Below are 24065 nucleotides of genomic sequence, written 5' to 3' on the forward strand. Positions count from 1 at the left end.
GATTATGGCTATATATCGTGCTCACGTATTGGTTTGTAGGGGAACGGGGTGTACCGCAGGTGGATCCCCAAGCGTGATGAAGGCCTTTAGGGATGAATTAGCCAAAAAAGGCTTAGATAGAGAGATCATGGTTGTAGAAACCGGTTGTCATGGCATGTGCGAAATGGGACCGGTTGTCGTCATTTATCCAGAAGGGGCTTTTTACTGTAGAGTGACTCCTGAAGACGTAGCTGAGATAGTGGAAGAGCATCTGTATAAGGGGCGAATAGTGACACGACTTCTTTACACTGTTCCCGAAGATATGGAAAAGGTTCCTTATTACAGAGACATACCTTTTTATAGCAAACAGCATCGTGTTGTGTTAAGTAATTGTGGCTACATAGATCCCGAAAAAATTGAGGAATATATAGCGCGCGATGGTTATATGGCATTGGGTAAAGCATTGTACGAAATGACTCCTGAGCAGGTTTTAGAAGAAGTCAAAAAGTCCGGCTTGCGAGGAAGGGGTGGAGCAGGGTTTCCAACGGGGCTAAAGTGGGAGTTTGCCCGTAAAGCCACAGGGGACAAAAAATATATAGTGTGTAATGCTGACGAAGGAGACCCTGGTGCTTTTATGGATAGATCTACGCTTGAAGGGGATCCTCACTCCGTCATCGAGGGGATGGCCATCGGTGCCTATGCAATAGGAGCTGACGAAGGATATATTTACTGTAGAGCAGAATACCCACTTGCTATTAAGAGGCTTAGGATCGCAATGGCTCAAGCTGAGGAGATGGGGTTGCTCGGGGATAATATCATGGGCACAAACTTCTCCTTTCACCTCCACTTAAAAGAAGGGGCAGGAGCTTTCGTTTGTGGCGAAGAAACGGGACTAATGGCTTCGATCGAGGGTCGACGCGGTATGCCTCGTCCAAGGCCGCCATTTCCTGCGCAGCAGGGTCTGTGGGGCAAACCCACCAACATCAATAACGTTGAGACATGGGCTAACGTGCCCAGGATCATACTAAATGGCGCGGATTGGTTTTCCTCAATGGGAACAGAAAAATCCAAGGGAACCAAGATTTTTGCCCTTACCGGTAAGATAACTAACACTGGTCTCATAGAAGTTCCGATGGGCATAACAATTCGCGAAATCATATATGAGCTTGGGGGCGGCTTGTTAAACGGAAAAGAATTTAAAGCAGTTCAAATAGGTGGCCCTTCTGGCGGTTGCTTAACTAAAGAGCACTTAGATTTGCCGATAGACTATGAGTCGCTTACTGGCGCAGGAGCAATAATGGGATCTGGCGGTTTGGTCGTTATGGATGAGGATACCTGTATGGTTGACGTTTCTAAATTTTTCCTTGAGTTCACTCAGCGGGAGTCTTGTGGAAAATGCGTTCCCTGTCGTGAGGGTACCAAGCAAATGTTGCTCATGTTGCAAAAGATATGCGATGGCGAGGGGACGCTGGAAGATTTAGACAAGCTCGAAAAACTAGCTTATGTGGTTAAAGAAACTTCACTTTGTGGTTTAGGACAAACCGCGCCAAATCCTGTCATTACCACAATTCGCTATTTCCGTGACGAGTATCTCGCGCACATAGAAGAAAAACGTTGCCCTGCAAAAGTCTGTCCGAAGCTGATTAAATATGTTGTAGATCCGGAAAAATGCCGAAAGTGTGGCTTATGTGCCAGAAATTGTCCAGTTAATTGCATTAGCGGTGATCGACAGACTCCTTATTTCATCGATCAAGAAAAGTGCATCAAATGCGGAACTTGCATACAAGTTTGCCCATTTGGCGCTATCGGAAAAGTATAGCCGGCGGAGGAGGATATTGGCATGAAAGAGATAACTTTAATTATAGATGGCAAGGAATGCAAGGGAGTTCAAGGAGACACCATATTGGATATTGCCAACAAAAACGATGTTTACATTCCGACCCTTTGCTATCAAAAAGGGTTGACTCCCATAGGAGCTTGTAGGATGTGCGTAGTTCAACTCGAAGGCAATCCCAAGATGCTACCTTCATGCACCACACCTGCTCAAGATGGCATGGTGGTGATTACCCAAAACGACGTGCTCAAGGATTACAGGCGTCAGGTGCTAGAGCTTTTATTCGCTGGGAGAAATCATTTTTGCATGTATTGCTCTCAAAGCGGAGATTGCGAGTTGCAAGCTCTAGCCATAGAACATGAAATGGATTCGGTAAGATTTCCTTATCTTTACTACGATTTTGAAGTAGATGCCACAAACCCCGAGTTGATGATGGACCATAATCGATGCATTTTGTGTCAAAGGTGCATCAGGACTTGTTCGGAAATAGTGGGAGCACACACATTAGACCTTGAACACAGGGGTTGGCAAGCAAAGGTCGTACCCGATTTGGGCAGAAAATTACGGGAAAGCGATACTTGTGTAAATTGTGGCGCTTGCGCTCAATCTTGCCCCACGGGCACAATCACCATCAGGGAGTTTGCCTACAGAGGAAGGCGTAGCGAGTGTGATGCCATTGTAGATAGCGTTTGTCCTTTATGTGCCGTAGGTTGCAAGATAAAAGCTTACGTACGTACGGGTAGCATTGTAAGAGTCGAAGGAACAGGTCTCGAGGAGCCCGATGGAGGCCAGCTGTGCTATATGGGTCGATGGTGGTTGCCTGAGTCGACCGAGAGGGAGCGAGTCACCGTTCCTTTGATTCGTGAAGGCGCTAGTTACCGCGAAGCCACATGGGAAGAAGCCTTGACTTTAGCTTCAACTGAGTTCAAGAAAGCTTACGATCGGGAAAAGGCAGGTGCCATTTTATCAAGTCTATGTACCGATGAAGAGCTCACACTCTTTTCTTCCCTTTTTAGAAATGCCTTAAAAATGAAGCACACAGATACCTTTGACGGTGATGTCATTCGCGGTTTCTTTAAGGGGTTCATGCCCTTTAGGGAACAAGGAGTGCGTCCCTTCACGGCAGCGCACAATATCTTGGATAGCGATCTCATAGTGACGATGTTCGCAGATCCACAGAAGGAGGCCCCAGTTGTTGCAAGCTATATTCGCGTGGCTTGTCTTCACAAAAACGCAAAACTAATAAATCTATCCCATGGAACTTCTCCATTTCCTGGGTTAACGGACCTAGATGTCCAATTCCCACAAGGTCAAGCCATGCCTAAAGCTCTCTCAAACTTAGCTGAAACAATAAGTAAGATAAATGCGGGACCATCCGAGATGGCTGGTTTTGGCGAGTATGAGATCGGAGCAGAGAACGTTTTATCCTCCTATAGGGATTCCATTGAGGAAAGCGCTAAAGCCATGGGTCTTGATCTGAAGATAGTTGAAGAAACGGCAATGATGCTCTTGTCAGCAAGAAAGCCTATTTTTGTCCTTGGAAGCCGTGCAACTAAATCCCACGAATTAATCACGGCTGCCTGCAACCTTGCCGTAGCATCAAGGGCTTTCTACGAAGATGGACTCGGAGTCGTGCCATTATTGGTTAGTGCAAATAGCCTGGGAGCCCGCAATACGGTTGTAAGCGAAGAGCCTTGGGTAGGTCGCGAAAAAAGGGATTTCATGTATGTCTTTTCAACCGCTATGGTACCGGAAGAAGAGGAGATATTAGCAGCCATTTCCGCTACGAAGTTTGTAGTCGTGCAGACACCTTTCAAGGTGAGACCCTTGGTTAATCTGGCTGATATTATTTTGCCGGCGCCAGCATGGTACGAGCGAAGTGGTCACTATTGTACTATTGAAGGCGAACGCAGAAAGCTCAATACTATTGTTCCTCCAAAGGAAGATGTTAAAACACTGCATTACGCAATGGAGGAGTTCGCAAAGAAGTTAGGTGTAAAGCTGGAAAGGCCCGAAATATCGGCTTACGAAGAGGCCTTTAAATCACAGCTACGAGCCAATGAAGCTCGCATAGTCTCTTTATAATTAGTGTCATTGGAGGTGAAATCCATGGCTAAAACGAAGGTTGCTACTTTTTGGCTGGAAGCTTGTGCGGGATGTCATATGTCGTTTCTCGACTTAGACGAGAGGTTGATAGATTTATTTAAAAAAGTCGAAATAGTTTTTTCTCCCATCGTAGATGCCAAAGATATTCCGGATATAGATGTGGGAGTGCTATCTGGCGGATTAGGCAACGTTGAGGAAGTAGAGCTTGCTAAGAAGATGAGGGAGCGATGCAAATATTTAGTTGCCTGGGGTGATTGTGCCGTCTTTGGCGGTATAAATTGCATGCGCAATTTTATACCTAAGGACGAGGTATTAAGAGAAGGATATATCGAAACGGCTAGCACTGTTAACCCGGAAGGGGTAATACCAAATGAAGATGTCCCGGAATTACTTGAAAGGGCTTTGCCCATTGACTATGAGGTAAAAGTTGATGTTTATGTGCCCGGTTGTCCTCCTGATGCAGACACCATATATTACGTCTTTAAAGAGTTGTTGGCTGGGCGTATTCCTAAGGTTCCCTCGGAAATGATGCGTTACGATTAGAGGAAGGGGAGGAAATGGACATGACTGAGGTCTTTAAGTTAGAAATAAATCCTGTGACTCGGATAGAAGGACATGGAAAAATAACCGTAATGTTAGATGAGTCGGGTGAAGTTCAAGAAACACGTTTCCATGTGACCCAATATAGGGGTTTTGAGGTTTTTACACAGGGAAGAGATTTTAGAGAGATGCCGGTGATCACCCCAAGAATATGCGGGATTTGTCCAGTATCTCACCACTTAGCTTCTGCGAAAGCATGTGATGATATTTTGGGCGTTACTATAACGCCTGCCGCTCACAAACTTCGAGAGCTCATGCATATGGCACAAATCGTTCAGTCTCACGCCTTGAGCTTTTTTCATCTCTCTAGCCCTGATATCTTATTGGGTTTTGATGCTCCTGTGAAAATAAGAAATGTCGCGGGGTTAGTTGATCGCTATCCCGAACTTGCAAAGAAAGGCATACTGCTTCGCAAGTTTGGCCAAGAGATAATTCAAACTCTGGGCGGCAAAAAAGTGCATCCCTGGCACAGTATTCCCGGCGGTGTGAATAGAAGCCTGACTCCGCAAGAACGCGATAGCATAGCTGCGCAGGTTCTCGAAATGAAACCAATTTCCTTAGAAGCTATTAAGCTTATCAAAGACTATCTGGAAGAAGGGAAGGACGAGGTCAAGGAGTTTGCAACCCTTGATACGGCTTATATGGGATTGGTGCGAGATGGTAAACTCGAGCTCTACGATGGTGATATTCGCATCAAAGCTCCGAGAGGTAGAATTTTAGATGAGTTCCATCCCAAAGATTATTTGGAGTACATCGGTGAACATGTGGAACCTTGGAGCTATTTGAAGTTCCCATTTTATAAGGCCTTGGGATTTCCTCATGGTTCATATAGAGTTGGACCGCTTGCCAGACTTAATGCTGCCGATGAAATCGATACCCCAGAGGCATCTAAAGAGTTCGCCCTATTTAAGGAAGTGGGCGAAGATGGCGTAGTTCCTTATACTTTATATTATCACTATGCAAGGTTGATCGAAGTGCTTTATGGCTTGGAACGCATTGAGCAATTGTTGGCAGACCCAGATATAATCTCAAGCGATCTTCGCATAACGTCCAAGAATATAAATCCAGAGGGGATTGGTATCATTGAAGCTCCGAGAGGAACGTTAATTCATCATTACTGGGTTAATGAGAGTGGCGTTATCAAGAAGGTCAACCTGATTGTGGCTACCGGTCATAATAATTATGCCATGAACAAGGGTGTTGAGTTGGTTGCCAAAAAACATATAAAGGGAACGGATGTACCTGAGGGTGTATTCAACAGACTAGAGCATGTTATCCGCGCCTACGATCCTTGCTTGTCTTGTTCGACTCATGCCCTCGGAAAGATGCCATTAAAATTGGAGTTAGTGGCATCATCTGGAGAGGTAATTAAAGAGATTACGAGGAATTGACGTTCTATGAATGTGATCGTATTGGGCTACGGCAACCCCTTTAGGATGGACGATGGAGTTGGACCAGTTGGGGCATGTGCGATAGCTGAGTGGTTTGAGAAAAGTGGGCATGAAGTAACTACTTGGATTGGACATCAGTTGCTTCCAGAAGTGGTGCTGGAGCTAGAAGGGAGAGATCTTGCTGTTTTTGTAGATGCTACCATCGAGGAGCACCCTGACGGCTTTGCAATATACGAGGTCTTACCCTCCGTTGCTACCGATGGGCTCAACCTTCATACGTGTACTCCAGGGTGGGTTAAACACATAGCGATGCAGATGAGCATCGCTATGCCCAAGATGATCATGGTGACAATTTCAGGCGCAAATTTTGATTTTGGCGACTCGTTGAGTGAGTTGTGCTTGGAAAGATTGAATAAGGCAATAGAGAGCTTTAAAAAATATTTTGTTGACAACCTATGCTAAGTTTTTTGTGTTATAATATCCTTACAGGAACCCTGCGGTGTTCGTGTTATGGCGAAGAGCCTTGAGCCAACACAATATCCGATCGAGGCTGACTCCTGTCCGGTTAAGGAGACTCCTTGAGTCACCAAGGCTAAGGATGGGGAGGCCTCACCAGTTGGTGAGGATCGGGTCAAGGCCTTCTTAGCACGGCATCGCGGGGTTTTGCAATATGTTTTGCACGATATGAAGTAGGGGTGAGTTATTTTGCAGCCCATTAACAGTCCCTATTGGCATCCCGTTAATCAAAGAGGTTTTATTCTCGATTGGGATGGAGTTTTGGCCGAAACGGGGTTAGACTTTTCTCCTATTTATGAACGCTTTTTCGACGACAAGAAAGTGATGATATTAGAGGAAGCCGCAAAGCTTCCTGAAATGAAGCGAAAGATGCTTTATGAGGCTGTGGAAGCAATAGAGATGGAAGGAGCAAAAAGAGCGGAACCAGTCGATGGAGCTTTAGAGTTGGTTTCCTGGCTTGAAAAACATAACGTTTCGTGGGCTGTGGTCAGCCGCAATACGAGGAAGTGCGTGGAAGTTGCTGCCGAAGTCGCCTCCATAAAGCTACCCCCGATAGTCATAACGCGAGATGACGGCTTGCTGAAACCCGATCCTCGCGTGTTTTTGAAAGCCTCCGAGCTACTGGGCAAAAAAGCTTCTCAATGTGTCGTGATTGGGGATTACTTATATGATATTGTAGGTGCAAGAAGAGCAAGCATGAGAGCTGTTTTGGTAATGAGAGCCGATGAACCGTGGAGCGTTTGGTCTGATTTAGCATGTATTAATGTCATTGAATTAGTTGACATATTAAAGAATCCGTGCCCTTTGGTTCCATGGGAGTATCAGCCTGTTATAGAAAAAAGGGGTAGGAGATGGCTTGAAAGTGTCTTTGGCCTAGCTGTTAGGCTCCCTAAAGAAAACTACTTTGAGATCTTAGCTCATCTGGCGGGTTTGGGAGTAGGTAAGTTCTGTGTTTGTGAAGGAAGGCTTGAAGCAGACGTTTGGAGAAGATATCCCTACGTCGATCCTAGATACTTATGGGAGCCCTTAGAAAGGGTAGTTGAGGACTTCTTAAAGTCGCGTTTTCCATTGGCGAGAGTAGTTAAAGACGAGAGTGCTGTGGTTTTAAATGATAATTTACAAGAAAACCTGGCTCTTATCGAGGAGCTGGTTCCCCAGTGAGTCAAAATCAACAGGAACTTTTCGGAGATTCCTTTGGCCTCGTTCGAGAACCTGTGGAGAAAAAGGGAGGGGAATTCGAAGTTCGAGCCCGCACTGCTCAGGAATGCCTCGAAGTGCCTTTACCCGAGAGAATGCGTCCCATGAATCTTGAGGAATTTGTAGGGCAAAACCACCTTTTGGGCGAAGGTAGACCCTTAAGACGCTTGCTCGAAGCAGGTCAAGTTCCAAACTGCATTTTGTACGGTCCACCAGGTAGTGGAAAGACTACATTAGTGAGGGTCATGGCTAATGTTACGGGGAGAAAACTTCTCGAAGTGAATGCTGTTACCACAAAAGTGGCACAGCTTAGGGAAGTCGTGGATTTAGCGAGAAACTTGAAAAAAAACGTCGGAAAATCAGCCATAGTGTTCGTCGATGAAATATACCATTTCAATAAGCAACAACAAAATGCCTTGCTTCCTGCCGTTGAAAGAGGAGATTTAATATTAGTCGGTACGACGACGGAAAATCCCTATTTTGAAATAAACAAGACTCTCCTTTCGCGAGCTCTCGTATTTGAACTAAAACCGCTCATGCCCGAGGATCTTGAACGTCTCTTAAAAAGGGCCGCGCAAGATAAAAAGAGAGGCATGGGCATGTTTGATCTTAAAGTAGAAGATGAGGTTATATCGTTTATAGCACAAACATCCGGCGGGGATGCGAGACAAGCCCTTTTGCGTTTCGAGTCAATTGTTCTTGCCATAGTTGCATCAGGTAAAATAACTGTAACGCTTCAAGATATAGTTGAGTTATCTCCGAAGTCTATACAACGGTACGATAAATCCTCAGACCAGCATTATGACATTGTGTCAGCTTTTATAAAGAGCATGCGAGGCTCTGATCCCGACGCTGCTGTTTACTGGCTTGCAAGAATGTTGGCCGGTGGAGAAGATGTGCGATTTATAGCGAGAAGGATGCTCATCTTTGCTTCTGAAGATGTGGGATTAGCAGACCCCTTCGCCCTTGTCTTAGCAAATGCAACGGCAAGCGCGGTTGACCACGTTGGGTTGCCGGAAGCGCGAATAATATTGTCACAATGCGCTATTTACCTCGCTTGTGCCGAAAAAAGCAACAGCGCTTATAAAGCCATTGACCTAGCTTTGAACGAAATAGAAAAAGGAGATCTTCAGGAAGTTCCTTTGCATCTTAAATCTCATGGAGAAGGATATATTTACCCTCATGATGACCCCAGGCATTGGGTTTTTCAAAAGTATATGACAACCTTCAAGCGTTTTTACTTTCCTGGAGATCAAGGACGTGAACGAGTTATTTCCAAGAAATTACAGCAGCTTTGGAAAGGATACTCGCAAAAGAAGTGACGAAAGCTGTACTAATTTCCCCCCGTTTATCATTTCTCTTTATGTCCAGCTGAGCAACAGTTTGATTTTATATGCTACGATCCCTAGGTATTCTCTAAGTGCTAAGCTGTTGACATGGAGATCGGAAGCATTGGGCAGGAAATCTATTAAAGACAATGGTGCGACGTCTGTCATTTTCCCTACCGGATAGGGATGCCAATTGATTTCGGGGACCATTTTTTTGGCCGTCATAAGTGCTCTGGGCATGTGATAGCCGTGGGTCACAATGACAGCGTCATTGAGTTTTAAGGATTTTAAAAGAGGAGATACGTTTTTTAAGTTTTCCCACGTTGTTCTCGACTGTGATTCCTCATAGATTGTTAAATTAGGAAAGAGCCTTCTGGCTCTTTTTGCCATCGTTAAAGCCTCTGGGACCTCTTTTGAGTATGATCCACCACAAAATATCACTGGCCAATCAAACTGGATTGCGAGTTCTAGTCCGCCGATTAAACGCACCAGGGTATGAGGTGAAACATCGGCTTCAAGGAGATCTTTTGTTCGACGTTGCCCTCCGCCAAGCACGACGATGATTGCCTTCTCCTGAGGTAATGATGGCTGAATTGACATTTCCAATGGTTTAAGTGTGATCCTTGCGGCGATAGGCAAGCTTATAAAATAAAGCCCTAATGCTAACATGCAAAGAAAAAAAGAAAGCATAGGCTTTTTTGGTCTCTTAAGTGCCCATAATGCTGCAACAAGGATAAGGATCACGAATATTCCAGGTGGTACTACAAAAGTCCCTATAATTTTATAAATGGCGAAAAACATGGTTGTCATGAAATGTTCGTCAAGGTAGTTTATTGGAAATCTGTGAACTGCTTTTCAAAAAAAGCAAGAGTACGTCTCGTGCTCCCTGTAAATGCACTCGCAATAACTGAGCCGCTTCCTCTTCCCTTCCCACCAAGATGGCATCGATTATTTTTACATGTTCCATAGCGGACTCCTTCAAATTAACCCCTACTATCGAGTAATGTCTACAAAGTTGGATCAGATCAAAGGCCTCCATCAAAAATTGGTTTAAGAAACGGTTGTCGCAAGACTCGTGCAAAAAAGAATGAAAGGCAGTGTCTTGTTCTAAAAAGGCATTTGAATCTGTGTCTCGATCAACGGAAAGGAAGTATTCTTTAAAGTGAATAAGTTCTTCTTCCTTTGGTGGATTTTTGCACATAATTTTAACGGCTATCGTTTCCAGGGCAATCCTCACTTCATAAAGGTCGTAAACGTCCTTTTCCGTTGGGAGCGCCACATAAGCGCCTTTTCTTGGAACGAGTTGAACGATACCAGTCTGTGCAAGCTGCCTTATCGCTTCCCTTATAGGAGTTCGAGATACAGCAAGCGTTTGCGCTAGCTCCGCTTCGGAAAGTTTTTCTCCCGGTTTGATGATGCCCTTTAATATCGCATCTCTTATTTTTTTATACACTATCTGCCTTAAATCTGTGCTTTCCGCTGGTGTTAAAGGATTGCTCGCCATTGAGTCTTTTTCCTCCTCATCGCACTTCTCGTACTTCTTATAAAGTATAATTAATAATACTTCTTTTGTAAATTGCTGTATGCCACAACGCTAAGGCGAAAAAGATACCACAGTATCTATTTATAATGACGTAAGTATTTTTTCTTCAATCTTCAATATAGAAAAGATAAATGGTAAATTCGCATCTTTGTTCTTATTTTGCTCTCACGAAAATTGCGTTGCCTTCTGCGCAAACATTTCCCTCCTGGTCTTCAATAACAGCGGAAGTATAGGCTCTTCTAGTTTCCTTTCTTAATAAAAAACCTCTAGCGTTGTATCTTTTTCTCAACATAACGGCCCTTTTAAATGCGATAGTAAGCTTTGCAGTTAAATATGTTTCTTCGTCAAAGTTTTTTATAGCCCAAGCCATGGCGTCGTCTAGGATGGCTGCTAGAATCCCTCCGTGAACCACGCCTTCGTAACCGCACCAAGTGTCATTCGGTACAAAGGAAATTAAGGAACATTTTGCTTCTTCATCCCAATAGATGTTAAGCTCTAAGGTGCGTGCGTTTACCTTTTTGTCTCCGCACACAAAGCATGAGGCCGTACCAGGCAAAGCCTTAAGTGTCATCGTTCAATCCTCCTTTATAATTAAAGTGAGTTAGTATTTGTATTTTAGGGGGTTTTGAAATATATATGAAGGACAAGATAAGCGCTTCTTTGCTTGCCCAATATGCTTATTGTCCCAGAGCTGCCTGGTACCGGGCGCATGGTATTGTGCCTCAAGGTAATGGCAATGGCAAATCTTTTAAGAGGGGCAGGCGAGCTCATAAAATTTTTGGATTTTTTGAAAAAATTCGTGGTCTTTGGAGTCGAACCTGGAGGGCTGCTCTCCTTTCGCTCATATTTGGAGGGGTAATATTTTGGTTATACCAAATGTCAAAATAATGTTCGTCTTTCTGACAGTATGTGTGTTTGGAATGTACCTTTGGTGGATGAGAGAGGTTCCTTTGAGCATTGATTCAAAGGTATGGACAGGGAGTTTTTTAACAGGCAGACCAGACGCGGTTATAAAGAAAGGTCCTTGGGTCATACCGGTGGAGTTTAAGAGTGCGAACCATGGCGAACCAATGGAAAGCCATAGGTTGCAGCTTTTGTGTTACTGCCTTTTGTTGGAGGAAAAGGGCTATAAGGTTCCCTATGGCATCTTGAGGTATCGAGAAAAAAAGTTCAAAATACGCTGGAACAAAAGAACGAAAAGATATCTGACAAAAATTGCCAAAGAGGCAATCGAGATACTCTCTCAAGATGAACCTCCGCTTCCCCTAGCGGAAAGTGGCGGAAGGTGTTATAAATGTCCTTATCGTTCTATCTGTAAACCATAATGAGAAAGGGATGATAATAAAATGCGCATAGAACCCTTTGGCGTGGAAGAGTGGATGAACACCTACGAAATGAAGGCAGAGTATAACATAGCCGAAACATGTGTGGAATCCCTTACTGTTGAAGAGCTCCTAAACTTATCGGGAGATCCTGAAAGTGCTTATCGGGAGATTTGTAATATCAAACTTACTTATGGCGAAATTCCCGGCTCTGTTGAACTACGAAGGGCCATCGCTTCACTCTACGAAAGCATGACTGAAGATAATATATTGATAACACAAGGAGGAATTGGTGCAAATTTCTTGGCACAATTTTCTCTCATCGATCCTGGCGACAGCGTCATCTCCGTGTATCCTACTTATCAGCAACTTTACAGTGTTCCGAAGGCTTTTGGTGTATCTGTAAATCTGTGGCCTTTGCGGCCTGAAAAACATTTTTTGCCTGACATAAAAGAGCTTAAGGCTATATCAGAATCGACTAAACATCTTAAAATGATCTGTCTTAATAACCCAAATAACCCCACAGGTGCCTTGATGGATGAGGATTTTTTAAAAAAGATAATCGATATTGCAAAATCTCATGGTGCTTACGTTCTGTGCGACGAGGTTTACAGAGGCTTAGAACACGACGCAAGTTTCAAGACTCCTTCTATAGCGGATCTTTATGAGAGAGGAATAAGCACGGGAAGTATGTCCAAGGTGTTTTCTCTTGCAGGTTTGAGGTTAGGCTGGATTGCAGGGCCGCCAGAAGTCGTAAGAGAGTGCTTTTCTCATCGCAACTACATGACAATAAGTTGCGGTTGCATAGATGAGCACCTTGCCCTCGTAGCTATGAAATGCAGAAATCGCCTTTTAGGCAGGAATTTACAAATAGTACGAGAAAACTTTGCCACATTGTCATCGTGGATCGATGAAGAAAAACATGTCCGTTGGGTTCCTCCGAGTGCAGGCACGACTGCTTTTCTTGATTTCAGTAGGTATAACATGCCTTCTCGAGACTTTTGTAAGCGTTTATTAGATGAAACCGGGGCATTTTTGGTGCCGGGTAGCGCCTTTGGACCTGAGTTTGAAGGTTGGGTAAGGATGGGTTTTGCTTGCACCTCGGAAGTGTTGAAGAAAGGATTGAACTGTGTGTCAAAATTTTTAAGAAAACTAGAAGGAGAAATTCAAAAGAGGTAGTTATTATCAAGAGAAATCGTTTCTGGCACAGTCATGACAGTTGTGGGCTTGAATGTCTCGGCAATTATATTTAGAGGTAAGTCTTATATTGGCTTGTAAATTTGCTCGCATTTGCTTGCTTCCTTTAAATAGGTGTATTTATCACGAAATACCTTGCCCTTATTGACATTCAACCCTTTGCTTGGTATTATCGAATTTAACAATGGGGCATTTCCCATGTGGCAAAATTAGTTAAAATCTATATTCGTAAGTTAAGTTCCTCCGAGTCAATGTATCTACGGGCGTTTAGCCTATGAGCATTGGCCGTTAGGGTCTCTTCGGAAACGAAAAGGCCTCCCGCTCGGAAAGGAGGATAGCGAATTGTACCCCTTCCCGGCGGGAAGGGGTTTTTCGTTTTAATAGCAAAGCATCTCTAATGTACTTTTAGTTAAGGAGGGATGTACATGAGGAGATTAAGTACAAAAGTTCTAGCATTAGGGGCTGTCCTACTTTTGTGCCTTTCTTTTGTCCAAGGAGTTGCCTGTGCGGATGAAAAAGTCCTTTTGATGGCTACCACCACGAGTACTGACGATACGGGATTACTTGATTATCTAGCGCCGCTTTTTAAGGAAGACACAGGTATAACTCTCCAGTGGACAGCTACTGGTACGGGTAAAGCTTTGAAATTAGGAGAAAATTGTGATGTGGATGTGCTGCTGGTTCATGATCCCGATTCGGAGAAAAAGTTTGTTGAAGCGGGATATGGTGTCGATAGGACTCAAGTGATGTACAACGACTTCATTATAATCGGTCCCGCGGATGATCCGGCTGGCATAAAAGGCTTGACATCGACGGAGGCATTTAAAAAGATCGCTGAAAAGAAAGCCATCTTTGTCAGCAGGGCAGATGAATCTGGAACTCACATGAAAGAAAAGTTCGTTTGGCAACAAGCTGGGTTGGATGTTCCCGATAAGGAAGAATGGTATGTTCAGACAGGTCAAGGCATGTTGATCACGATAAACGTCGCTGCTGAAAAGAAAGGATACACCCTTACCGACAGAGGCACATATATAAAGTATGAAGCAAATTATGAGGGAAAACCACCGCTCGTAATACTTTCTGAGGGCGATCCTTATTTGCTCAATCAATACAGCGTAATTGCCGTAAATCCGGAGCGTTGTCCCAAGGCGAAGTACGACTTGGCAAAGAAATTTATAGAATGGATGGCCAGCCCGAGGGCACAGCAGGCAATAGAAGATTTTCGACTGATGGGCAAGCAGCTTTTCTTCCCAAATGCCGACGTAGCCTCTCAGTCTAAATAGTGACATCCTACGTGTTTTGAGCTTATAGAAATGCTCCAATCCCCCATTCAAGCCGTCGCATCCCCCTGCGACGGCTTGCTGGTTTATATGTTATCATATTTAACTCACGGTGATCATTTTTTTTAATTTTTAAGGGAGGCGGATTCCGTGGACTATATCCTTGCGGGAATTCAAGAAGCCTTTGTTTTGCTCTTAAGCGGTGACGAGGAAGTTTATACGGCCGTATTTGCAACTTTAAAGGTTTCCTCAATGTCGATTTTCTTTACTCTGGTAATAGGTCTCCCTACGGGTTTTTTGCTTGGCTACACAAATTTCCCAGGTAAAAACTTTGTTAGATCTGTCGTGGATGCTCTGCTTGCGCTTCCCACAGTTGTAGTTGGATTGTGGGTTTACGCTTTCATATCCAGTCGCGGGCCTTTGGGCAACTTAAACCTTCTTTTCACCCTCCCAGGGGTTGCAATTGGTGAGGTTGTTTTAGCCCTTCCTATTGTCATAGCCTTGTCAGCGCAGGCAATCGAAGAGCTCGATCTGTCGGTTAAGGATACCTTACTCACGCTTGGAGCTGCTGGCAGAAAACTAGCGCTTGATATTTTGTGGGAAGGACGATATGGAATGCTAATGGCCGCTGTTACTGCATATGGCCGCATTATATCCGAAGTTGGCGTGGCTACAATGCTCGGTGGCAACATTAAGTGGAGAACTAGGACCATTACAACTGCCATGGCCTTTGAAACAAATAAGGGACAGTTTGCAATGGGCATGGCTTTAGGCTTTATATTATTATTAATCGCTTTTATAGTTAATGGTACTTTATCCTTTGCAAAAAGAAGGAGACAGTCAAGGTGAGCAATATGCTTTATGAATTAAAAAATATAAAACGATATTATAATGGAAGATGTGCCCTCTCCATTAATCACTTGGCAATCGAAGGTGGTCAAATATACGCTCTTGTTGGACCGAATGGTAGTGGAAAGACCACGTTGCTTAGAATTTTGGCATTTCTTGACGAGCCTACTATGGGGGAGGTCTTTTACAATGGCTCCTTGGTGGCTCCAAAAATGATGCCCTTCCTTCGTCGTGAGGTTACGATGCTGTTGCAGGATTCAAGGTTATTAACGCGTAAAGTAAAGGATAACGTGGCTTATGGTTTGAAACTGAGGGGCATGGACCCCCTTTCGATGAAGCACAGGGTCAATGAAGCACTTGAAATGGTCGGATTGTCGCCGAAGGAGTTTGCCAATCGAAAATGGTATGAATTGTCAGGGGGGGAAGCACAGCGCGTGGCATTGGCTTCCAGGCTGGTTCTTAGACCCAAAGTTCTTTTACTCGACGAACCCACTGCTAATGTCGATGCAGTTTCCGAGTCCTTGATAAACGATGCTGTAGTCAGAGCAAAAGAGGAATGGAAGACCACCATAATAGTAGTGAGTCACAATTTGCTTTGGCTTTATAGTGTAGCTGACGAAGTCCTAACTTTGTGGGGAGGTAGAATCATACAACAGGGCCCCGAAAACATCATCCCTGGCCCGTGGAAAAAGTTGGAAACCGGGTTATATTGTAAAACCTTGAGGGATGGGCAAAAAATCTTTGTATCGGGAGAGCCTTCCGAGTCAAAAGTCATCTCAATTAGCCCTTCAGAAATACTGCTTGCGAGCCATGGGGAAAAAAGTTCTGCTCGTAATGTGTTGCGCGGATTTGTTACGCAGATGACTTACCATAATGGCGATCAGGTTCGGGTGCACGTATCCGTTGGCGATATAACTTTGGTTGCCTTTCTTACTAAAGATGCCGTTATGGACCTAAATCTCCATCCGGGCATGGATATATACGTCATTTTTAAGGCAAGCGCAGCAAAATGGTTATGAGTCTACATAAATATATGGGGGCAAGAGGTAGCGAACATGGGGTTTATAGTTGACGTTAAGGATAATTGCAAATTATCGGCCGAAGAGCCTTTGAGAGGGCAAGATGTCCTTGCAGTCTGTGGTAAAAAAGGGGAATCCAACATCGTAGCATGGAGGGTGAACAACTACTTGCGACCCTTGGACTGGATTGTAGACGATGATTGTTTCGTAGAGTTTGTAGACACATCCAGTTTTGAGGGAATGGAAGTTTACAGAAGGAGCTTGAGCTTCTTGCTGGTGCTTGCTTCTAAATATGCGCTGTCTGAGGATGTATTTATCAGGCATTCTATAAGTGATGGGTATTACTGTGAGCTTGAATCAGGAGAAGTTTCAGAGGAAAAAGTTCAAACTATTAAAACTGAGCTAGATCGATTGGTCAGCGCTAATATACCTATTAAGCGAGAAGTGCTATCAGGTGACAAGGCTAGGAGAATTTTCACGCGTCAGGGAAATTTAGATAAAGCGAACTTGCTGCGATGGACAGCGGTCGATCCGATAGAAGTTTACAAATGCGACGGAACCTATGGATACTATTACGCTCCACTGGCTCCATCAACTGGATATATGAAGATATACGACCTCATCCCTTACGACCGAGGGATGGTTTTGCGTTTTCCTACAGTTGCCTACCCGCAAGGACTTCCTCCATTTATGCCATCAAAGCGCCTGGCAGAAGTCTTTGCAGTGTATGCTAAGTGGCTTGATATCCTTGGGATCAACACTATGGAAGGCCTACACGCCTTAGTCTCCAAGGGGAAATCGAACGATATTATACAAATATCGGAAGCGTTGCATTCCCAGTGGTTATCCCGTTTGGTTGAAATCGTTGCAAGCAAACAAAGTATTAGGCTAATCTGCATAGCAGGTCCTTCGGCATCGGGTAAAACAACGACAGCTCAGAGATTGCGCATTCAGCTTCAGGTCTTTGGTAAGCGCTCCTTCATAGTTTCGCTGGATGATTATTTCGTCGAAAGAGATAAAACTCCCAGGGATGAGAAGGGAAATTATGACTTTGAAGCACTTGAAGCTCTAGACCTGGATCTTATAAATGATGATCTCGTTAGACTTCTCAGAGGCGAAGAGGTCGAGATGCCTCGCTTTAATTTTTTCACCGGCAAAAGAGAAAGAGGCCCAGCATTGAGATTGGGAAAAGAGGATATTTTGATAGTAGAGGGGATACATGGTTTAAACGAACTAGTTACTCAAAGTGTCCCTGAGGAGCAGAAGTGGCGACTCTATGTATCTCCTCTGACTGGCATAAATCTGGATCGCCATAATAGGACAAGTACTACTGACAATCGTTTAATTAGGCGTTTAGTAAGAGACAATCGAACCAGAGGAAAATCGCCTGAGGCTACTTTGCTTCAATGGCCTTCAGTAATAAGGGGTGCTCAACGACATATCTTTCCTTATCAAGAAAGGGCTCATGCAATGTTTAACTCTGCTACAGTTTATGAACTTGCCGTACTTAAGGGTTATGTTGAGCCTTTGCTTAGAAATGTGCACGAAGATTCGCCGATGTTTGGAGAGGCTCAAAGGCTTTTAACTTTTTTGCACTATGTGCCATTTATGCCTGCCGATGAGGTTCCAAATAACTCGATAATCCGTGAGTTCATCGGTGGAAGTTGTTTTGAATCGATCTGAAGTATTGCAATAGTTCGTGTCAATGCGAGGTTATTGCGTAAATGAAAAGAAATGACATGAAAGAAAGACTTAACCTAAAAATTTCAACTTTTAGAAAAAATAGTGAAAAATTAATCTTGATTTTTTTAATTTGTCTTTTCGTGGTGCTCAGTCCTTCACATGTTCAAGCTCAGACACATTTTAAGCTCGATGCAGAAACGCTAATTCTAACAGCGCAGAGATATTTTTCGATCGAGCTAGGATTATCTCCTGAAGAATTGCAAGATGTTAAGCTAGCAACTCATGTAAAATCCCATGAAGTAGCGGATATAACTTGGGTATGTCTCAAGGAGGAGCATCTTTTACTTGCACTCTCGGAAATCGATAAGATAGTACACGGCGGATGGGTAGTTGCTACGGGAAGAAATCCGGGACAAAAACAGCGAGTGGGAGACATGCGCACCCCCGAGGGCATATTTCAAATAGAATCTATCGAAGATGCTCGTCATTGGGGATTTTACGAAGATAGTGTAACAAAAGAACGAATCGGTTATGGTCCCTATTTCATACGGCTTAAGACAGGTTGGAAGGGCATTGGTATTCACGGAACCGACGAAGATCACCTACATGAAATAGGAAAAAATGCAAGCCACGGATGTATCCGCATGGCGAACGACAATCTTTTAGAGGTCGTTAAAATGGCCAAAATCGGTCAAAAGATCGTTATCCTGCCTAAGCTTTCTCAATAAATGAATGAATGCCTCCGATAATGTTAATGGGGCTACGGTTGGAGGTGGTGCCCATGGAGATCGGTCAAGTTAGCAGCATTGTACATGGCGAAGCTCTTAGAGACGTAGAGGGCGTTATTGCGATGACAATGCTAAAGAAGAGCCTTGAGTTACAGCAAGTTATGCTGCAGAAGATGTTTGAGAGTATAGGTATAGGGCAAAATATTAATTTGCTAGCCTAACGCCCCCCAAACAAGGCAGGGACTATCTAGTTCCTGCCTTGTTGTATATTATATTGGCGAGAGATCTTTTATCTCAGAGATGATAAAGTAGTACTCAGGAGGCGCTCGGTTTAAATCGATTGAGACATCAATCAAAGGCACAAAGGCAAGAAATATTGGCTAGAGGTGAAATGTATGTCCGTTACAATGGTAGACGTGGCAAAGGAGGCAGGTGTTGATAAGGCTACCGTTAGCCGCGTTTTGCGAGGAGACCCTAGAATATCTTTAAAGACCAGGGAAAGAGTATGGGAAGTCATAAGACGCTTAGACTACAAGCCAAATGCCCTAGCACGTGGCTTATCTGAAAAGAAGTCTGGTTTTGTATCCATTGTCTTCGAAGAACAGGAAGTTCCCCAGATGAATAAATTCCTTAAAGGCGTCGGCCGTATATTGGCTACTGTAGGCAAAGAGCCAATAGTATATGTGGCAGATGATTTTGATGCCAATTTCGTAAAGTCCCGTTCGATGGTTCATAAGGCGGAAGGCATGATATGGATCGGAAACCCTCCATCGGATGTAAGTGTGCCAATGGTAATTATCGGTGAGACGGTGGATAATTATGTCTGTGTGTCACCCTTTTGGTCCGATACTGCAGAGGGGATAAAGAAGTTAGCTGCTGGAAGGCAGATAGCCTTCGTGGGAGAAACCAAGGTTAATTTAATTTTAAGGCGTGAACTAAAAGAGTATAGAGGCAATTGCGATAATGTCCTTTGGATCTGCGATGGGTCTTTGCCAGGTGGAATATCGCGGCTAATCTACGATGAGTGCGAAACTAGTTTAAGCAATGAAGGTCAAGGCGAAGAATTTTCAAAGGGTGATTTATTATTGCTATTTAACGAAAGAAATTACGCAAAAGCCCTAGGCGGATATTCCCTTTATTTTCCATCTTTCGAGATGGGGATTTTGGCTGCAAGACTTTTAATCAACGTGTTACGGCATCGAGAGGTTCCGTTTAAAAATTTGGTCCGTGTCACGATCGAGTAAGATAAGGTGCACTCTTAGCGAAGAAAGGAGAATTTGGTGAGCAAGAAAAGTTATCTTTTCTTTGTAATGGCAAGTTTGCTTGTGACGTTAGTGAGCATTTGCATTTCTCTTTCAGTGGGAGAAGTTCGCATACCAATAAAGGAAGTGGTAAGTGCAGTTTTTTCAAAAGCAACTATTCTTTTTTCTACAGACTATGAAACCTCCAGTGAAGTTTACAGCGCAATTCTTCTTTTTGTAAGACTTCCAAGGACACTTATAGCTTTTCTAGTTGGCTCAATCTTAGGGGCATCTGGGGCAGTCTATCAGGGGCTTCTTCTAAATCCGCTAGCAGAAAGCTATACCCTGGGTGTCGCTTCAGGGGCAGCATTGGGAGCAACTTTAGCCATTGCCTTTAACTTTAGCCTTATCAGGTTATTTGCGTTCTTGGGGGGCATCCTAACCCTTTTTGGTGTATGGGCTTTAAGCCATAGGTCTCGCTCTGTGGATCCCACGAGGCTCATCTTATCGGGAGTAGTTGTAAGCAGCATTCTTCAAGCTCTAATGATGTTGCTTCAAACTTTGTTCCCTGAGAAACTTGGGGCTTTCTTTTTTTGGGTAATGGGGAGTTTTAATTCGGCAAGTTGGAAATGGCTGCCCGGTTGTCTTCTCGGGTCATGTGTGGCACTATTGTTTTTATTGTTGCATAGGGAGCTGGATTTGGTATCGCTTGGGGAGGGAAAGGCCGAAACTTTAGGGGTCGATATCGTGCGCGTGAGATGGATCCTACTCTGTGTGGCTTCCTTCATCACTTCATTAGCTGTTTCTTATTGTGGAGTCATAGGGTTTGTCGGCCTAATAGTGCCACATCTATTTAGAATGATAGTAGGACATTCCCACAAGCGACTTCTTTTTGCCTCTTGGATTGGCGGAGGTCTCATTTTGCTATGGGCAGATATCGCTGCTAGGGCTCTGGGATCTTTGCCAGTGGGAGTATTGACCATCCTCATCGGCGGACCAATTTTTTGCGTGCTTCTTTTTAAGTCTTCATGAATTGGACGGTGTTTTGGCATTGAGCAAGTCTGGACCTGCAAGACCGATAATACTTGATGCAACCGATGTCTCCGTTTATTATGGCGAGAAGGAAATTGTTCATAATGTCTCGATCGAAGTACAAAGCGGAGAATTAGTGGCAGTAATTGGCCCCAATGGCAGTGGCAAGAGCACCATGCTTAAGGCCTTTGCTAGGTTGGCTGACAAGAAAGGTGAAGTAAAGGTTTTAGGACAACCAATAGAAAGCTTGGCCCGCAAAATGCTGGCAAGGTCAATTGCATATATGCCTCAAAAACTGCAAGTAACAACGCCCTTTAGGGTTATGGACATAGTTTTGCTGGGACGATATCCATGGCTTCCCTTTCTTGGCAACTATGGCGTAAAAGATGTAGAAATAGCCCAACGTTGTCTTAGTGAAGTTGGAATGGAAGGCTTCGATGAACGTTTAATCACCACGTTATCGGGGGGAGAAGTGCAAAGGGTGTTCCTCGCTCAGTGTCTTGCACAAGACACGTCTTTTTTGCTTTTGGATGAACCGACTAGTGCGCTTGATCCGAAGCATTCCGTTGCGATAATGAAGGTACTGCAAAGATACATTAAAGGTAAAAAGGCGGCGCTTTGCGTGATGCACGATATAAACTTAGCGCTTCGTTTTGCTGACAAAATTGCGCTAATGAAGGAAGGCGTTATTCACTGCTTTTGCAGTTCTAAAGAGATTGATGCCAACATTTTAAGTTATGTATTTGACGTGCCTTGGCACATTGAAGAATGGCAAGGTGGACGTTTGGCAGTGCCGTTATAGCGGCTTTAAGGTGTTTTAAGGTGAAATTTAGCGATTTAGAGTAAGTTTCAGCTTCTCTTTCCACCCAATCACGCAGCCTGAATCCTAAATAGTCATAAGCGAGAAAAGAAGGTTCAAAGCAACGCCAGTGATCATGGCTATGGACACCATGATAAGCACGCTTTGAATTAATCTTTTTGCGCCTAACTCTTTGAAAAGTACTACGAAGGTGGCAATACACGGAAATGTCATGGCCAATACTACGGTAGCGACGATTAGTTGTTGTGGAGTTAGGTGCAAAGGCAGTAGTAATCCTACTGCTACATCCTTCCTCAAAAGCCCGAGAAGTATGGCACCCATCGCTTCTGGCGGAAGACCGAGCAGGTGGGCAAAGGGGCTTAAGATGTTTGATATAAAGGGCAAAGCTGGGCTGGAGTATAGTAAATTGGCGATGAAAATTCCTATTAACACCAATGGTGTCGCCTCAAGCAAAAACCCTGATATGCGAAACCAAAGTTTAAAACCCAGATCACGAAGGGATGGCAACCTGTAAGGCGGGATTTCCACAATGAGCTCCGGGCTATGTCCGGATAAGGTTTTATTGAGTATAAATCCCAATATCAACCACGCCAAGGAAAGGGAGACATATACCATAACAACATATCCCATGCCAAATGAACCTATTGCGCCAAATATCATGGCTTGAAGTCCGGCGCAAGGAATCGCGACAGAAATTAATGTTGCTGCGATGAATCGTTCACGCTCTGATTCCAGAACTCTCGTTGCTAAAATTCCGGGGACATTACATCCCAATCCCAGAAGAGTAGGAACTATGGCAAAACCATGAAGGCCTATTCTGTGGAGCAATGCGTCGAACAGGACGGCTAATCGGGGTAGATATCCTATATCTTCCAACAGCGAAAGAACTAAGTAAAAGGAGACGATGTAAGGAAAGACCATGGCGAATTCAACATAAAGTCCTGTAGATAGAATTCCAAAACTTTGTTCCCAATCCAGACTTCCGTCTATTAGATGCCCGATCAAAATATCGTGGAGAAAACCTGATCCACCAAGTGCGCTTGATATGGCACTCAAACACGGTCCCCATACTGAATTAAAAAAAGGTTCGAATAGGTAGCTTATTAAACCTTCACCAATAGCTCTAACCGCATAAAAGCTTAAGGTCATAACCAAGATACTTAAAAGCATTCCTGAGACGGGGTGGACGCTTAAGTCTTCTAGCCGGTCACGAAGGGTATGATGTCTGTGCGTTACGATTTGGGCGCGCATTACTATATCACCAATTAAGCGCCAACGCTCGTCCTTGCTCATTGGCAGTATCAAAGATGGACGTGCTTCGTGAAGTGCTGCTTTCAGTGCTGAAATTCCTTCTCCCGTAACTGCAACGGTGGGTACCACTGGCACGCCAAGCTCTTCTTCCAGCACCTTTGAATCGATATGTATGCCCTTGTGCCTGGCTTCATCTATCATATTTAAAACCAATATGGAAGGGTAACCTTTTTCTAAAATCTGAAGAGCCAAATAGAGGTTTCTTTCCAATGCCGTTGCGTCTAAAACAATGACAACTATGTCTGCCCCTTCGTTTAAGATGCGAAGGGCTACTTCTTCTGCCTCGTTTGTGGGGTCTAATGTGTAAGCTCCGGGGACATCAATGAGTTTATATGTTTCTCCCTCTACTACAACTGAGCCCTCCAAGAAACTGACAGTAGTGCCGGGATAATTGGAAGAGATGGCGTGTAGCCCTGTTAAGCGGGAAAATATGGCGCTTTTACCCACGTTTGGATTGCCCATCAACAGCACTTTCTTGAGTTCGCGACCTACCTTTGCCGAGACTGGTGGATTTTTACCGTCCTTTCTCTTGCATTGCAAAGCCAAAGGACATTCGCTACATTGTGTCCCCATGACACATGAAGGAAACGTTATTTTTTGGAAAACATCATGGTCAAAGGTGTCAACTCGATTGCTGCTTTTCTCGTTCGTAAAGTGGTCTTCTTTTGCTCCTTTGTTTTTTTTCAATAATTTGTTGAATATACCGCGACAAGACACTTCATTCACTCCGAAAGATCATTTTCCACTGGCTTTACGATGATGCTTGATGCTGCCCCATATCCAATAGCAACTTGTCTTCCGTCTATATCTAACGCAACAGGACCACAAAAAGGCATGCCGTGAAGTTTTTTTATTTTTTTGCCCGGCCTGAGCCCCAACGCCTCAAGCCTCCTTCCACATTGACCCAGCGGTAGAGAAACAATCTCTGCAACTCGACCGCTGGCCAATAGAACAAGGGGTATGTTTTTTTCTCGTTCTTCAGCTCGTTCTGTCATGTACATGAATACTTCCTTTCATAATGTGATGCGCATTTATCGTCCCTTTTAGGATACAAAAGTTAGTTAGAAGAAGTTAGCCTAACCAAATTTA

The 24065-nt window shown here is 44.0% G+C and carries 23 protein-coding genes and 1 riboswitch; of the genes, 18 read left to right on the forward strand and 5 right to left on the reverse strand.

Going from position 1 to position 24065, the window contains the following annotated elements:
• The first annotated feature begins 4 nt into the window (after nucleotides 1-4).
• From nuoF to Q7P41_RS03815, 7 genes are all read left to right on the forward strand, one after another.
• Nucleotides 5-1798: an NADH-quinone oxidoreductase subunit NuoF gene (nuoF, locus tag Q7P41_RS03785; RefSeq protein ID WP_303882232.1), complete on the forward strand. Its 1794-nt coding sequence runs from the start codon at nucleotides 5-7 to the stop codon at nucleotides 1796-1798.
• Nucleotides 1799-1819: 21 nt separating this feature from the next.
• Nucleotides 1820-3898: a molybdopterin-dependent oxidoreductase gene (locus tag Q7P41_RS03790; RefSeq protein WP_303882234.1), complete on the forward strand. Its 2079-nt coding sequence runs from the start codon at nucleotides 1820-1822 to the stop codon at nucleotides 3896-3898.
• A gap of 24 nt (nucleotides 3899-3922) precedes the next feature.
• Nucleotides 3923-4462: an NADP oxidoreductase gene (locus tag Q7P41_RS03795; protein WP_303882236.1), complete on the forward strand. Its 540-nt coding sequence runs from the start codon at nucleotides 3923-3925 to the stop codon at nucleotides 4460-4462.
• 20 nt (nucleotides 4463-4482) lie between these two features.
• The gene (locus Q7P41_RS03800; RefSeq protein WP_303882237.1) at nucleotides 4483-5910 is read left to right on the forward strand and encodes a Ni/Fe hydrogenase subunit alpha; all 1428 of its coding nucleotides are present in this window, start codon (nucleotides 4483-4485) and stop codon (nucleotides 5908-5910) included.
• 6 nt (nucleotides 5911-5916) lie between these two features.
• Entirely contained in the window at nucleotides 5917-6372 is a 456-nt protein-coding gene (locus tag Q7P41_RS03805; RefSeq protein WP_303882238.1) for a hydrogenase maturation protease, read from the forward strand.
• A gap of 243 nt (nucleotides 6373-6615) precedes the next feature.
• The gene (locus tag Q7P41_RS03810; RefSeq protein WP_303882239.1) at nucleotides 6616-7587 is read left to right on the forward strand and encodes an HAD family phosphatase; all 972 of its coding nucleotides are present in this window, start codon (nucleotides 6616-6618) and stop codon (nucleotides 7585-7587) included.
• Between the two features lie 131 nt (nucleotides 7588-7718).
• Entirely contained in the window at nucleotides 7719-8945 is a 1227-nt protein-coding gene (locus Q7P41_RS03815) for a replication-associated recombination protein A (RefSeq protein WP_303882276.1), read from the forward strand.
• Between the two features lie 39 nt (nucleotides 8946-8984).
• Here the strand turns inward: Q7P41_RS03815 and Q7P41_RS03820 are convergent, their stop codons facing one another.
• The 3 genes from Q7P41_RS03820 to Q7P41_RS03830 all read right to left on the reverse strand — a co-directional run bounded on the left by Q7P41_RS03820 (nucleotide 8985) and on the right by Q7P41_RS03830 (nucleotide 11065).
• Nucleotides 8985-9641: a YdcF family protein gene (locus Q7P41_RS03820; RefSeq protein WP_303882241.1), complete on the reverse strand. Its 657-nt coding sequence runs from the start codon at nucleotides 9639-9641 to the stop codon at nucleotides 8985-8987.
• Nucleotides 9642-9771: 130 nt separating this feature from the next.
• The gene (locus Q7P41_RS03825; protein WP_303882243.1) at nucleotides 9772-10455 is read right to left on the reverse strand and encodes a GntR family transcriptional regulator; all 684 of its coding nucleotides are present in this window, start codon (nucleotides 10453-10455) and stop codon (nucleotides 9772-9774) included.
• A 193-nt stretch (nucleotides 10456-10648) separates the two neighbouring features.
• Nucleotides 10649-11065, reverse strand: coding sequence for a PaaI family thioesterase (locus Q7P41_RS03830; protein WP_303882245.1), 417 nt, complete (start codon nucleotides 11063-11065; stop codon nucleotides 10649-10651).
• 292 nt (nucleotides 11066-11357) lie between these two features.
• On the opposite strand from Q7P41_RS03830, the gene cas4 reads away from it, so the two are divergent.
• The 11 genes from cas4 to Q7P41_RS03885 all read left to right on the forward strand — a co-directional run bounded on the left by cas4 (nucleotide 11358) and on the right by Q7P41_RS03885 (nucleotide 21647).
• Nucleotides 11358-11819 (forward strand): CRISPR-associated protein Cas4, encoded by a 462-nt coding sequence (gene cas4 / locus Q7P41_RS03835; RefSeq protein ID WP_303882246.1) that lies wholly within the window; start codon nucleotides 11358-11360, stop codon nucleotides 11817-11819.
• A 21-nt stretch (nucleotides 11820-11840) separates the two neighbouring features.
• Nucleotides 11841-12995 carry an aminotransferase gene (locus Q7P41_RS03840; protein ID WP_303882247.1) on the forward strand — a complete coding sequence of 385 codons (1155 nt, stop codon included), beginning with the start codon at nucleotides 11841-11843 and terminating at the stop codon, nucleotides 12993-12995.
• A 247-nt stretch (nucleotides 12996-13242) separates the two neighbouring features.
• Nucleotides 13243-13362, forward strand: a riboswitch (molybdenum cofactor riboswitch).
• A gap of 76 nt (nucleotides 13363-13438) precedes the next feature.
• Nucleotides 13439-14296 (forward strand): substrate-binding domain-containing protein, encoded by an 858-nt coding sequence (locus Q7P41_RS03845; protein WP_303882248.1) that lies wholly within the window; start codon nucleotides 13439-13441, stop codon nucleotides 14294-14296.
• Nucleotides 14297-14443: 147 nt separating this feature from the next.
• Nucleotides 14444-15142 carry an ABC transporter permease gene (locus Q7P41_RS03850; protein WP_303882249.1) on the forward strand — a complete coding sequence of 233 codons (699 nt, stop codon included), beginning with the start codon at nucleotides 14444-14446 and terminating at the stop codon, nucleotides 15140-15142.
• Nucleotides 15143-15147: 5 nt separating this feature from the next.
• Nucleotides 15148-16161 carry an ABC transporter ATP-binding protein gene (locus Q7P41_RS03855; protein ID WP_303882277.1) on the forward strand — a complete coding sequence of 338 codons (1014 nt, stop codon included), beginning with the start codon at nucleotides 15148-15150 and terminating at the stop codon, nucleotides 16159-16161.
• Between the two features lie 36 nt (nucleotides 16162-16197).
• Entirely contained in the window at nucleotides 16198-17844 is a 1647-nt protein-coding gene (locus Q7P41_RS03860; RefSeq protein WP_303882251.1) for a nucleoside kinase, read from the forward strand.
• Between the two features lie 41 nt (nucleotides 17845-17885).
• Nucleotides 17886-18572 carry a L,D-transpeptidase gene (locus tag Q7P41_RS03865; RefSeq protein WP_303882253.1) on the forward strand — a complete coding sequence of 229 codons (687 nt, stop codon included), beginning with the start codon at nucleotides 17886-17888 and terminating at the stop codon, nucleotides 18570-18572.
• A 53-nt stretch (nucleotides 18573-18625) separates the two neighbouring features.
• Nucleotides 18626-18793 (forward strand): hypothetical protein, encoded by a 168-nt coding sequence (locus Q7P41_RS03870; RefSeq protein ID WP_303882255.1) that lies wholly within the window; start codon nucleotides 18626-18628, stop codon nucleotides 18791-18793.
• 174 nt (nucleotides 18794-18967) lie between these two features.
• Complete coding sequence (locus Q7P41_RS03875) at nucleotides 18968-19816, forward strand: LacI family DNA-binding transcriptional regulator (RefSeq protein ID WP_303882256.1); 849 nt, start codon at nucleotides 18968-18970, stop codon at nucleotides 19814-19816.
• Between the two features lie 36 nt (nucleotides 19817-19852).
• Nucleotides 19853-20845 (forward strand): iron ABC transporter permease, encoded by a 993-nt coding sequence (locus Q7P41_RS03880; RefSeq protein ID WP_303882257.1) that lies wholly within the window; start codon nucleotides 19853-19855, stop codon nucleotides 20843-20845.
• Between the two features lie 19 nt (nucleotides 20846-20864).
• A complete protein-coding gene (locus tag Q7P41_RS03885) occupies nucleotides 20865-21647 on the forward strand; it encodes an ABC transporter ATP-binding protein (protein WP_303882258.1) in 783 nt (260 codons plus the stop codon).
• Nucleotides 21648-21731: 84 nt separating this feature from the next.
• On the opposite strand, the gene Q7P41_RS03890 is transcribed toward Q7P41_RS03885, so the two are convergent.
• Nucleotides 21732-23693: a ferrous iron transporter B gene (locus Q7P41_RS03890; RefSeq protein ID WP_303882259.1), complete on the reverse strand. Its 1962-nt coding sequence runs from the start codon at nucleotides 23691-23693 to the stop codon at nucleotides 21732-21734.
• Nucleotides 23694-23698: 5 nt separating this feature from the next.
• Nucleotides 23699-23971, reverse strand: coding sequence for a FeoA family protein (locus tag Q7P41_RS03895; protein ID WP_303882260.1), 273 nt, complete (start codon nucleotides 23969-23971; stop codon nucleotides 23699-23701).
• Nucleotides 23972-24065 lie beyond the last annotated feature (94 nt).

The organism is Acetomicrobium mobile (genome assembly GCF_937920065.1).